This is a genomic window from Flavobacterium terrigena (assembly GCF_900108955.1).
Classification (GTDB): domain Bacteria; phylum Bacteroidota; class Bacteroidia; order Flavobacteriales; family Flavobacteriaceae; genus Flavobacterium; species Flavobacterium terrigena.
Window position 1 is genome coordinate 138,410 of record NZ_FNYA01000004.1, and the last position, 12,443, is coordinate 150,852.

At 31.7% G+C, this 12,443-nt stretch carries 11 protein-coding genes; 7 read left to right on the plus strand and 4 right to left on the minus strand.

The features are described 5' to 3' along the window. Window positions 1-96: 96 nt before the first annotated feature. The 3 genes from BMX42_RS08450 to BMX42_RS08460 all read right to left on the minus strand — a co-directional run bounded on the left by BMX42_RS08450 (window position 97) and on the right by BMX42_RS08460 (window position 1,990). Window positions 97-318 (minus strand): DUF2795 domain-containing protein, encoded by a 222-nt coding sequence (locus tag BMX42_RS08450; protein ID WP_022828503.1) that lies wholly within the window; start codon window positions 316-318, stop codon window positions 97-99. 155 nt (window positions 319-473) lie between these two features. Then, on the minus strand, window positions 474-1,043 hold the full coding sequence (locus BMX42_RS08455) for a cob(I)yrinic acid a,c-diamide adenosyltransferase (RefSeq protein WP_091312251.1): 570 nt from the start codon (window positions 1,041-1,043) through the stop codon (window positions 474-476). Beyond that, complete coding sequence (locus BMX42_RS08460) at window positions 1,043-1,990, minus strand: TerC family protein (RefSeq protein ID WP_091312255.1); 948 nt, start codon at window positions 1,988-1,990, stop codon at window positions 1,043-1,045. Before BMX42_RS08460 ends, BMX42_RS08455 begins: the two co-directional genes overlap by 1 nt. 259 nt (window positions 1,991-2,249) lie before the next feature. Between BMX42_RS08460 and BMX42_RS08465 the strand changes: the two genes are divergently transcribed. The 5 genes from BMX42_RS08465 (at window position 2,250) to BMX42_RS08485 (ending at window position 8,004) form a co-directional block, all read left to right on the plus strand. Further along, window positions 2,250-4,439, plus strand: coding sequence for a glutamine synthetase III family protein (locus BMX42_RS08465; RefSeq protein ID WP_091312258.1), 2,190 nt, complete (start codon window positions 2,250-2,252; stop codon window positions 4,437-4,439). Between the two features lie 104 nt (window positions 4,440-4,543). Next, window positions 4,544-5,365, plus strand: a complete 822-nt coding sequence (locus BMX42_RS08470; protein WP_091312262.1) for an OmpA family protein — start codon at window positions 4,544-4,546, stop codon at window positions 5,363-5,365. Between the two features lie 126 nt (window positions 5,366-5,491). After that, window positions 5,492-6,265, plus strand: a complete 774-nt coding sequence (locus BMX42_RS08475) for an OmpA family protein (protein ID WP_091312266.1) — start codon at window positions 5,492-5,494, stop codon at window positions 6,263-6,265. A 41-nt stretch (window positions 6,266-6,306) separates the two neighbouring features. Next, window positions 6,307-7,086 (plus strand): OmpA family protein, encoded by a 780-nt coding sequence (locus tag BMX42_RS08480; protein WP_091312268.1) that lies wholly within the window; start codon window positions 6,307-6,309, stop codon window positions 7,084-7,086. Window positions 7,087-7,143: 57 nt separating this feature from the next. Beyond that, a complete protein-coding gene (locus tag BMX42_RS08485; protein ID WP_091312271.1) occupies window positions 7,144-8,004 on the plus strand; it encodes an OmpA family protein in 861 nt (286 codons plus the stop codon). Between the two features lie 63 nt (window positions 8,005-8,067). Here BMX42_RS08485 and BMX42_RS08490 read toward each other — a convergent pair whose 3' ends face one another. Beyond that, window positions 8,068-9,522, minus strand: coding sequence for an FAD-dependent oxidoreductase (locus tag BMX42_RS08490; protein ID WP_091312274.1), 1,455 nt, complete (start codon window positions 9,520-9,522; stop codon window positions 8,068-8,070). Window positions 9,523-9,672: 150 nt separating this feature from the next. On the opposite strand from BMX42_RS08490, the gene BMX42_RS08495 reads away from it, so the two are divergent. Beyond that, on the plus strand, window positions 9,673-10,851 hold the full coding sequence (locus tag BMX42_RS08495; RefSeq protein WP_091312277.1) for an AIR synthase related protein: 1,179 nt from the start codon (window positions 9,673-9,675) through the stop codon (window positions 10,849-10,851). Between the two features lie 36 nt (window positions 10,852-10,887). Then, the gene (gene guaA / locus BMX42_RS08500) at window positions 10,888-12,420 is read left to right on the plus strand and encodes a glutamine-hydrolyzing GMP synthase (protein WP_091312280.1); all 1,533 of its coding nucleotides are present in this window, start codon (window positions 10,888-10,890) and stop codon (window positions 12,418-12,420) included. Window positions 12,421-12,443 lie beyond the last annotated feature (23 nt).

Genomic DNA, 12,443 nt, shown 5'->3' on the forward strand with positions numbered 1-12,443 from the left:
ATATATGTTGTAAACCTTGCGGTTTTGTTTTTCGTATGCAAAGATAACCAAAAAAAAAGCCTCACCGAAGAGACTTTTTATTGGGTTATTTATTTTTTAATATTCATCCTCGTTCCAAAGATAATCTTCGTCTGTTGGATAATCAGGCCAAATTTCTTCCATTGACTCATAAATTTCACCTTCATCCTCAATAGACTGTAAGTTCTCTACCACTTCTAATGGTGCTCCAGCTCTAATCGCGTAGTCAATTAATTCGTCTTTTGTAGCAGGCCAAGGTGCATCACTTAAATATGATGCTAATTCTAACGTCCAATACATCTTATTTAGATTTTTAGTTTAATGCAAAAATAAATTTATTACTTAAAAAGACAAGTTTTTTTTGAATTATTTTTTAATAAATTTTAAGAACTTAATTTCAGTAGCTAATATTCAGTTTAATATGGAACTGAACACTACTTGCTGTAAACGGAATACTATTTTCTAGGTATCCATTTCACTTCATCAGCGTTCAAATCATGAGACAACTTTCGTGCCAATACAAATAAATAGTCAGAAAGTCGGTTTAAATACTTAATTGCTATGTCAGCTACAGGTTCATTATGACTTAAATGCACAGCTAAACGCTCTGCTCTTCTGCAAACACATCGCGCAACATGACAATATGACACAGTTGTGTGTCCGCCTGGTAAAACAAAATGCGTCATTTGAGGTAAAGCTTCTTCCATAGTGTCGATTTCTTTTTCAAGAAATTCGATATCACTTTCAAGTATTCCAAGGTTTTGAAGACGTTTCTCACCATTCTTCATGACTTCTTTTTCAGGTGGTGTAGCTAAAATGGCTCCAACTGTAAATAATCTGTCTTGAATTTCGATTAAAACATCTTTATAATGCTGGTTAAAATCTTGATCACGAATTAATCCGATATATGAATTTAATTCGTCAACCGTTCCGTAACTTTCGATTCTGATATGATCTTTTGGTACACGAGTTCCTCCAAATAGGGCAGTAGTACCTTTATCTCCAGTTTTAGTATATACTTTCATTATTTACCTTTGTTTTTATGAAGTGAAACCACAACACCAAGTGTAATAGATAAAGCAATAAATGCTAACGATAACCATTCAGGGAAAAACTCTGGAAAATGGTGAACCAATAACATTTTTATACCTACGAAAGTTAAAATAGCAATTAAACTGTATTCGATATAGCTAAATTTCTCAATCATATTTGCTAAAAAGAAATACATAGATCGTAATCCTAAAATCGCAAAAATATTAGAACTGAATACTAAAAACGGATCTGATGTAATGGCTAAAATAGCAGGGACACTATCTAATGCAAAAATTACATCCATTACTTCAATTACGATTAATGCAATAAATAAAGGAGTAACATATCTGGTTCCATTTTTCTTTAGGAAAAAATTCTGACCTTCAATTTCATGATGAACTGGAAATATTTTGCCAATAAGTTTGTATATTTTAGAATCTTTAGGGTCAAATTCTTCTTCTTCCTTAGTGAAAAGCATTTTCATTGCTGTAAAAATCAAGAATGCTCCAAATACATATATGATCCATTCAAATCTATTAATAAGTGCTACGCCTAAGAATATCATTAAACCTCTAAATACGATTGCTCCGATAATTCCCCAAAACAAAACTCTATGTTGAAATTTTTGTGGAATTTTGAATGAAGCAAAAATAATGGCGATTACAAATATATTGTCGGCACTTAATGAAAGTTCAATTAAATAACCAGTAATGTATTTTATAGAAGCTTCAACTGGTTTTAAGTTGGTTGGATTGGCAATATGTCCGCCACTATATAATAAGTATACTACTCCAGAAAAAATAAAAGAAAGAGTTACCCATAAAATAGTCCATTTTGAGGCTTCTTTACTACTAATAATATGTGGGTTTTTGTTAAAAACACCTAAATCTAAGGCTAAGAAAATTGAAATAGCGACTAGAAAAATAATCCAAACGGTCATAATAATTGATTTTTTAGCAAATATAAATTAAAATTCAGAATTTAGAAGCTTGGGTAAAGTTAAAGTTCAAACAAAAAGAAGTTAATGTTCTTTTTGTTTGTTTTTTACTATCGCACCCTGTAATTGTTAACCAAAAATTAATAAAAAGTAATTTGTTTTTAATTTACCCCTAAAAATTTAGGGGTAAATTTTTTTATTTGTGTTTTATTTGTATTTTTGTACCTTAAAATTAAGGATATAATTTTTAAAACACAACTTTATGGCTATACTTCGTTTCCAAGCTTTAGACAAAGCTACTAGTAGAAAACCAGTTTCTTTTGAAGAAACGGCAAGAAAATCAGAAATTTTTGGTTCAAATGTCTTTGGTGACAAAGCAATGCGACAGTTTTTAACTCCAGATGCTTATAAAGCGGTTAAAAATGCTATTGAATTAGGAACTAAAATCGATCGTAAAATTGCTGATTATGTAGCAATGGGAATGAAAGAATGGGCGTTATCTAAAAACGTTACTCATTATACACACTGGTTTCAACCTTTGACAGGAACAACAGCTGAAAAGCATGATGCTTTCTTTGAAACATCTATGGATGGTTCAGATCCAGTTGAAAAATTTGGAGGAACACAATTAGTACAACAAGAACCAGATGCTTCTTCTTTTCCAAATGGAGGAATTAGAAATACATTCGAAGCTCGTGGTTATACGGCTTGGGATCCTACATCTCCAGCATTTATTTTTGGGAGTACTTTATGTATTCCAACTGTTTTCGTATCGTATACTGGTGAGGCTTTAGATAATAAAACACCTTTATTAAGAGCATTAAGTGCTATTGATACGGCTGCAACTGAAGTAGCAAAATATTTCGATAAAAACGTTAAAAAAATTACGCCAACTTTAGGTTGGGAACAAGAATATTTCTTAATTGACGCCGCATTAGCTGCTTCAAGACCAGATATTTTAGCAACAGGAAGAACATTATTAGGACATACTTCTTCTAAAGGGCAACAATTAGATGACCATTATTTTGGTTCAATTCCAACTCGTGTATTACAATACATGAGAGAATTAGAATACGAATGTATGTTGTTAGGTATTCCGGTAAAAACACGTCATAATGAAGTAGCACCAGGACAATTTGAATTAGCTCCAATTTTTGAAGAGACTAATTTAGCGGTTGACCACAACTCTTTATTAATGGATGTGATGGAAAAAGTAGCGGAAAGACATGATTTCAAAGTGTTATTCCACGAAAAGCCTTTCAAAGGAGTAAATGGTTCGGGTAAACACAACAACTGGTCATTAGCAACTGATACTGGAATTAACTTATTATCTCCAGGGAAAACGCCAATGAGTAACTTAATGTTTTTAACTTTCTTCATCAATACGATTAAAGCAGTTCATGATTACGAAGAATTATTAAGAGCATCAATTGCTTCAGCAAGTAACGATCACCGTTTAGGAGCTAACGAAGCGCCACCTGCAATTATTTCGGTATTTATTGGACAACAATTAACGAAAGTTTTAGCGGAATTAGAAGGTGTTACTCAAGGTAAATTATCTCCAGAAGAAAAAACAGATTTAAAATTAAACGTAGTAGGTAAATTGCCAGACGTTTTATTAGATAATACAGATAGAAACAGAACTTCGCCATTTGCCTTTACAGGAAATAAATTCGAATTCAGAGCAGTGGGTTCTACAGCAAATTGTGCGGTTTCAATGACAACTTTAAATTCAATCGTTGCAAAACAATTAATCGAATTCAAAAAAGAAGTAGATCATTTAATTGAAACAAAAGATTTAAAGAAAGACGAAGCGATTTTCAATACATTAAGAGAATACATCAAAGGAACAAAAGCGATTTTATTTGAAGGTGACGGTTATAGCGATGCTTGGGAAAAAGAAGCGAAAAAACGTGGATTAAGCAATCATAAAACAACTCCAGAAGCCTTAAAAGCTAAAGTTTCTAAAAAAGCATTCGATTTATTTGGTGAATTAGGAGTAATGAACCATGTTGAAGTAGAATCTCGTTACGAAATTGAATTAGAAGAATACACTAAGAAAATTCAAATTGAAGGAAGAGTTTTAGGAGATATCGCTCGTAATCACGTAATTCCAACATCTATTAAATATCAAAATACGTTAATTGAAAACGTTAGAGGTTTAAAAGAAATTTTCGGAAAAGATTTTGAGAAAATTGCAAAAGAACAAATTGCGTTAATCAAAGAAATTTCAGAGCATATTGAAAAAATTCACCACAATATTGATGAAATGATTTCAGAACGTAAAAAAGCAAACAACCTTACTGATACAGAAAAAATGGCTGCGGCTTACTGTAATAAAGTAAAACCGTATTTTGAAATCATTAGAGAACATTCTGATAAATTAGAATTGTTAGTAGATGACGAAATGTGGACGTTAACAAAATACAGAGAATTGTTTTTTATTAAATAACATTTGTTTATAAATATGTTAAAAGCTTATCAGAAATGGTAAGCTTTTTTTTGGTTAATAAAATAAAAAACCATACTTTTCAGCTGTTCTAAATTAATTAACCTATGCGTTATTTCGTATTAATGCTAACTTTCTCATTATCTGCATATTCGCAGGAAAACTTTACTTTGTATTTCGATACAGATAAATATGTTTTAAATGAAAATCAAAATGAAATTTTTAATAATTTCCTAAAAAAGAAGGATATTAAAGTAAATAAAGTTTCTGGATTTTGTGATTTTAGAGCAAGTAATGCTTACAATTATCAATTAGGATTAAATCGTGCGAATCATATTTTAAATTTGCTTCCAATTGCAGATAAATCTTCAATCACTGTAGTTTCTAAAGGTGAAGAATTCAAACAAAAAGCAGATTTATCTTTAAATAGAAAAGTGGAAATTGAGTACGAATTAAACCTACCAATTGTTGAAACTATTCCAACTAAAAAAATTGAAATACTACCAGAACCAGTTTCTAATGTTCAGGTAATTGATAAATATCCAACACCACTACAAAAGAAAATTATTAGCAGTAAAGTTGGAGATAAAATTTTACTGAACAACCTAAATTTCTATGTTAGAACTGCAGAATTTTATCCTGAATCTATTCCTTTCTTGGAAGATTTATATGAAGTTTTAGAGAAAAACCCGAATATTAAAATTGAAATTCAAGGACATATTTGCTGCACACCAGGAAGAGATGAAGAAGAGTTTTCGTTGAGAAGATGTATTGCGGTGTATGACTTTTTAGTAGATTACGGAATTTCTCCAGACAGAATGACTTATGTTGGTTTTGATGCGACTCAACCACTTTTTCCAATCCCAGAAAAAAATGAAGAAGAACGAAAAGCCAATCGTAGAGTAGAAATTATGATTTTAGAAAAATAACTTGTTACAAAATATAGAAACGCTATACTAATACTGTAGCACAAAAAAATGTTTGTTATTCCTAGCAAACATTTTTTTGTGCAATAATTTCTATTGATTTGAGTTATAATAAAAACCAATTGTTTTATGAAATCGGTATTAGTAAGTTTATTTTTTATTTTCTTTTTAAATTCTTTTTCACAGAAAAAAATCACCCTTTTTTTTGAAACCAATTCGAGTGAATTAAACAAAACAGAATTAGAAAAGTTTAATAATTTCGTGAAAACAAAAGATTTAAAAATCTTAAAAGTTATTGGATTTTGCGACTTAAGATCGTCTAATCAATATAACGATTCTTTAGCTTTAGCAAGAGCTAATTTTATTGCAAGTTTACTACGATTAGCAACTTTTAATTCTGTTTTTGAAGTAAAATCTAAAGGAGAAAATTTTAATCAATTGAAAAATTTAGATTTAAACCGAAAAGTGGAAATTCATTTTAAAATTGAAAAACAAACAGCTATAAAAATTACGAAAGATAACGAATTAGCTGATGTTGTAAAAAAATCTAAAGTTGGTGATAAATTAGTATTAAAAAACTTGAGTTTTTATGACAGAACAGATATTTTGTATCCGGAATCTTATAAAATTAGAGAAGAATTGTTGCAAGTTTTAAAAGATAACCCAAAACTAAAAATTGAAATCCAAGGTCATATTTGTTGTACGCTTGGTAAAGATGAAGAAGAAATAGCAAAAAAACGCTGCATTGGAACCGTTGAATATTTAGTCATAAATGGAATTGAGAAATCGAGATTAAGTTATAAGAGTTTCGATGCCACTCAGCCACTTTTCCCAATTCCTGAAAAAAATGAAGAACAACGAAAAGCCAATCGCAGAGTGGAAATTTTAATTGTCGATAAATAATCTATTAATCTATTACGAACCAAATTCAAATCTATAAAACCATGAAATCTATTTTTTGTATTCTATTTTCACTCATTGCGACAAGTTTTTACGCGCAAAAAACATTTATAGTTTATTTTGATACCAATTCTCATCAATTGAGTTCATCGGAATTAAATAGATTAGATAAAGAATTTAAGAATAAAAATGTTGATATTTTGTCGGTTTCAGGTTTTTGTGATTCAAGAGCCACTAACGATCATAATGATAGTTTAGCGGAAAACAGAGCGAAATTTGTGGGTAATCTTTTAAAGAAAATAGTGAATGCTTCAGGATATAAATTGATTAACAAAGGTGAAAATTTTACTCAAAATAAAGATCTGTCTAAAAATAGAAAAGTAGAAATTGTTTACGAATATAAATTTGAGTCCAATGCTTCATCGGAAACGCTAAAACAAGATGAACTAACTACGAATATAAACGCTTCAAAAATTGGTGATAAATTAGTGCTGAAAAACATGAGTTTTTACGACAGAACAGATATGTTGTATCCAGAATCGAAACCTATTCGAGAAGAATTATTGCATGCTTTAAAAGATAATCCAAAACTTAAAATTGAAATTCAAGGCCATATTTGTTGTTCACATCAGGTTGATAAAGAAGAAATTGCCTTAAAAAGATGTATTGCAATATACAATTACTTGGTTTCCAACGGAATTGAAAAAACGAGATTAAGTTATAAAAGTTATGACTCAACAAAGCCTATTTTTTCAATTCCGGAAAAAAATGAAGAAGAACGAAAAGCCAATCGCAGAGTAGAAATTTTAATTGTCAATAAATAATTGGCACAGTTTTTAATTCTATATTTGTAAATCTCAAATCATTAAATGTTTTAAATAATGAAAATCTTATTTGCTTTTGCCTTTTGCTTTTTGCCTTTTTTCTTTTTTGGTCAGGAAAGTGTGTCGTTTTATTTCGAAAACAACAAATCAACTTTAGATCAAAAAGAATTAGTTAAATTAAATATATGGATTGCTGCAAATAAAACATCAAAAATTCTTTCTATAACTGGTTCTACGGATGAAGTAGGTTCAACAGGTTATAACGATACTTTATCGCAAAAACGTGTTGATTATATTTTTAATAAAGTGAAAACATCTGTAAAAATAAGAGAAGATTTTAAATCGATTTCACTTGGAGAAGCAGGAGCAAAATCGAAAACGAAAGCCGAAAACAGAAAAGCAATCATAGTTTTTTTACAAGAAAAAGATTTAGCTAAAGAAGCGGAATTAATTAAGCCTAAGGTTGAAGAACCAAAAGATATTCCAACAAATGGATTAACACCAATTGAAGAAGTGGATATGCATTTCCCTGAAGGTGCGACTTTAGCTGATAAAATTGAATTGTCTCGACCAGGAACATTAATCGTTTTGCCAGAAATTCAATTCTATAAAAACTCATTCGGAATTATGCCGTCTTCGCAAAGAGAAGTTTTTGAATTAATCCGAATTATGACAGAAAACCCAAGATTATATATTGAAATTCAAGGTCATATTTGTTGTGTAGATAACGATGTTAGAAAATTATCGTTAGAGCGTGCGAAACAAGTACGCCGTATATTGCTATCGAATTACATTTTAGAACGCCGAGTGAAAGTGAAAGGTTTTGGTGTTACTAAGCCAAAATTCCCAATTCCTGAAGCGACTGAAGAACAAGCTGCTGCGAATAGACGAGTGGAAATAATGATTTTGGAGAAATAGATTAATTCGACAATTTTTCAATATGCCGATTGAATAAATTATAAATAATTGACACATTGAAAATTATCCTTTTCTCTTGATAACACTTCCTCTTGGTTCATCACCTTCATGTAGTGCCATTTCGGAATGCAAAAATTTTGCAGCATCAGCGGAATCTTTAACTTTAGTTGCACTTCTTTCAAGCATTTCTGATTCAAACTCAGTTAATACGCTTTTTCGTATTCCAATTTTTCTCCAATTGGAAGAAGGTTTGCATTTTTTTGTGATTTCTCGAGCCAATTTCAAAGCATCCAACAACGCTTGATTCGCACCTTGACCTTTAAATGGACTCATAGGATGTGCTGCATCGCCAATTAGTGTTATATTTTCTCCTTTCGATAATAATTCTGATGTGAGTAATTCTCTATCATAAACTGGGTAACCAGAAATTTGTGCTTCCAAAGTTGCCACTAATATCTGTGGAATAGGGTTGTGCCATTGTGTTCTTTTGCAAGCTTCTTCTTTTAGAGCTTTCGGGCCTTTTGCACTTAATTCTTTAGCTTCTTTTTCAGACATTGGAAAACTAAGTTGCCACATTATCGAATTAGAATCATAAGGCATCATATAAATTCGCTCATTTCCATTAGCAGTTTGAAATACTGTAGCTGAATCGAGTAGAGGAGAATCATTACTTTCGATAGTACTCAAAGGACAAATACCTAAAATTACAATACAATCTAGATAACGTAATGGAGTTTTATCTTCACCAATAAGTAATCTTCGCACCGAACTTCGAATACCATCGGCTCCGACTATTAAATCTGCTTTAGCGTTCTTAATCTCACCATTAACTTGAAAATTCAAATCAATACTATTATTTTTATTTCCTTTAAAATCTAATAATTGATGACTCCATTTTACTTTATTATGTCCGCCAAGTTGTTCTAATAACGCTAAACGTAAAGCTTGCCTTGAAATATGCATATTAGTTTGCTTCGAAGTTGTTTTGGTTTCTGATGGTAGCCATTTTCTCATTCCCCATTCACCAACCACTTTTCCATCTGTGTTATGAACCAAGTGCCTTGTAGAAACTACGCCTTCTTTTAAAGAAATTAATCCTAATGCTTTAATTGCTTTACTTGCTTGTTGTAAGGTAAGTCCGTAACCTTGAGATCTGTCATCAAAACTATCATCACGTTCATACAATGTAAACGGAATTCCACGATGCAAGCAGGCTACAGCCAATGCTACTCCGCCAATTCCAGCACCAATAATAGCAATATGTGGATAATTTTCATTGTCTGTTTTTGGAAGATGATTGGAAAGAACTAAACCAGATCCAGAACAATTTAAGCAAGAATTTTGTTGAGGTTTAGGTTTAACTGGAGGAATTCCATCTTTTTTTGTTTTTTCAAATTCATCGCATGCTAATTGGTATCGGAGTAGCGCTTTCTTACTGAGCTTCCGGCTTTTTTTACCTAGACCTTTGCAACTTTCACAAATTGTCCAGTTGGTAGATGAATTTTCTAACTTTTCCAATTATTGTTTTATTGATTCGATTTTAAAATTTATCTGCAAAGGTTGTAAAATTTTCTGTTATTCCATTTGTTTCTAAATTGATTTGTTTCGAATTGCCTAATTGCCTAATTATTTATATCTTTGCCGCACACAACAAACAACATCATAAAAATGAGTTCTGAAACGAGCCAACGCTACAATCTTAGAGGAGTTTCTGCTTCTAAAGAAGACGTGCATAATGCTATTAAAAACATCGATAAAGGATTGTTTCCTCAAGCGTTTTGCAAAATTATCCCAGATTATTTAACGAACGAGGAAAAGTATTGCATCATTATGCATGCTGATGGAGCTGGTACAAAATCGGCTTTAGCCTACATGTATTGGAAAGAAACTGGTGATATTTCAGTTTGGAAAGGAATCGCTCAAGATGCGTTAATTATGAATATTGACGATTTATTATGTGTTGGTGCAACCGATAATATTTTATTGTCTTCAACTATTGGTCGTAATAAAAACCTAATTCCTGCAGAAGTAATTTCAGCAATCATCAACGGAACAGAAGAATTAATCGCTGAGTTAAAAAAACACGGTGTGACGATTCATTCAACTGGTGGAGAAACAGCTGATGTAGGTGATTTAGTTCGTACAATTATTGTAGATTCTACAGTAACAGCTCGTATGGAAAGAAATAAAGTTATCGATAATGCCAATATTCAAGCTGGTGATGTTATTGTTGGTTTAGCTTCTTTCGGACAAGCTTCTTACGAAACAGAATACAATGGTGGAATGGGAAGTAACGGTTTAACTTCTGCTCGTCATGATGTTTTTGCTAAATATTTAGCAACTAAATATCCTGAAAGTTTTGATGCTGCTGTTCCTAACGAATTAGTATATTCTGGACAAACGAAATTGACTGATGCTGTTGAAAATAGTCCAATTGATGCAGGTAAATTAGTACTTTCTCCAACAAGAACTTACGCTCCAGTTATAAAAAAAATATTAGATACATATACACCAAAAGAAATTCACGGAATGGTGCATTGTAGTGGTGGTGCACAAACTAAAGTGTTGCATTTTGTAAAAGATGTTCACGTAATTAAAGACAATTTATTTCCAGTGCCGCCATTATTCAAATTGATTCAAGAAAATTCTAAAACGGATTGGAAAGAAATGTATCAGGTTTTCAATTGTGGTCACCGTATGGAAATTTATGTTCCTGCTGGAATCGCCAATGAAATCATTGAGATTTCGAAGTCATTCAATATCGATGCGCAAATTGTTGGTCGAGTAGAAGCTTCTGAAAACACGAAATTAACGATCAATTCTGAATACGGAACTTTCGAATATTAATTTCCGTCATAAATAATAAAAACACAACAAATCAACATAATGAACAACGTATTAATTTTAGATTTCGGTTCGCAATACACACAATTAATTGCCCGTAGAGTAAGAGAATTAAATATTTTCTGCGAAATTTTTCCTTTCGATAAAATCCCAACCGATTTATCTTCATACAAAGCTGTAATTTTAGGAGGAAGTCCTGCTTCAGTTCGTTCAGAAGAAGTTTTACATCCAGATTTATCTGAAATTAGAGGAAAAAAACCTTTATTGGCTGTTTGTTATGGTGCACAATATTTGGCACATTTTTCTGGTGGAGAAGTTGCGGCTTCAAACACAAGAGAATACGGAAGAGCGAATCTTGCTTACATAAAAGAAAACGAAACATTTTTAGAAGGTGTTTCTGAAAATAGTCAAGTTTGGATGTCACATTCAGATTCGATAAAAAGCTTACCAACTAACGGAGTTAAAATCGCTAGTACGAAAGACGTTGAAAACGCCGCTTACAAAATTGAAGGTGAAACAACATATGCTATTCAATTTCATCCAGAAGTTTATCATTCTACAGATGGAAAACAAATGTTAGAAAACTTTTTGGTTAAAATAGCAAAAGTTGAACAAACGTTTACTCCAAATGCATTCGTAGAAGAAGTAATTGCGGATATGAAAGCGAAAATCGGAAACGATAAAGTAGTTTTAGGTTTATCTGGTGGTGTAGATTCTACAGTGGCTGCAGTAATTTTAAATAAAGCTATCGGAGATAATTTATACTGTATTTTCGTAAATAATGGATTATTACGTAAAAACGAATTCCAAAATGTATTAGATCAATACAAAGGAATGGGATTAAACGTAAAAGGTGTTGATGCCTCACAAAGATTTTATGATGCATTAGCAGGTTTAGATGATCCAGAAGCAAAACGTAAAGCTATAGGAAATGCTTTTATTGAAGTTTTCGATGCTGAAGCGCATTTGTTAACTGACGTGAAATTCTTAGGTCAAGGAACAATTTACCCAGATGTAATCGAATCAGTTTCTGCAACAGGTGGTCCTTCTGCGACTATAAAATCACACCACAATGTGGGTGGTTTACCAGATTTCATGAAATTGCAAATTGTAGAACCTTTACGTATGTTGTTTAAAGACGAAGTACGTAGAGTTGGAGCTACTTTAGGAATCGATTCAGAATTATTAGGTCGTCATCCTTTCCCTGGTCCAGGTTTAGCCATTCGTATTTTAGGAGATATTACACCAGAAAAAGTAGCCATTTTACAAGAAGTTGATGCTGTATTTATTAACGGATTAAAAGAACACGGTTTGTACGATAAAGTTTGGCAAGCTGGTGCAATTTTATTACCGGTAAACAGTGTTGGAGTAATGGGTGATGAACGTACTTACGAAAAAGTAGTAGCGTTGAGAGCTGTTGAATCTACAGATGGTATGACGGCGGATTGGGTACATTTACCTTATGAGTTTTTGCAAAAAATTTCAAATGATATTATCAATAATGTTCGTGGTGTAAATCGTGTTGTATACGATATTAGTTCAAAACCACCAGCAACTATTGAATGGGAATAAAATTTTAAAAATCAATATCAAAT

Bases quoted from the DNA above. Each gene is read 5' to 3' on its own strand.
- BMX42_RS08475 (WP_091312266.1), top strand. From the start codon at position 5,492: ATGAAATCGGTATTAGTAAGTTTATTTTTTATTTTCTTTTTAAATTCT.
- BMX42_RS08480 (WP_091312268.1), top strand. From the start codon at position 6,307: ATGAAATCTATTTTTTGTATTCTATTTTCACTCATTGCGACAAGTTTT.
- BMX42_RS08495 (WP_091312277.1), top strand. From the start codon at position 9,673: ATGAGTTCTGAAACGAGCCAACGCTACAATCTTAGAGGAGTTTCTGCT.
- BMX42_RS08450 (WP_022828503.1), bottom strand. From the start codon at position 318: ATGTATTGGACGTTAGAATTAGCATCATATTTAAGTGATGCACCTTGG.
- BMX42_RS08455 (WP_091312251.1), bottom strand. From the start codon at position 1,043: ATGAAAGTATATACTAAAACTGGAGATAAAGGTACTACTGCCCTATTT.
- BMX42_RS08465 (WP_091312258.1), top strand. From the start codon at position 2,250: ATGGCTATACTTCGTTTCCAAGCTTTAGACAAAGCTACTAGTAGAAAA.
- BMX42_RS08485 (WP_091312271.1), top strand. From the start codon at position 7,144: ATGAAAATCTTATTTGCTTTTGCCTTTTGCTTTTTGCCTTTTTTCTTT.
- BMX42_RS08460 (WP_091312255.1), bottom strand. From the start codon at position 1,990: ATGACCGTTTGGATTATTTTTCTAGTCGCTATTTCAATTTTCTTAGCC.
- BMX42_RS08470 (WP_091312262.1), top strand. From the start codon at position 4,544: ATGCGTTATTTCGTATTAATGCTAACTTTCTCATTATCTGCATATTCG.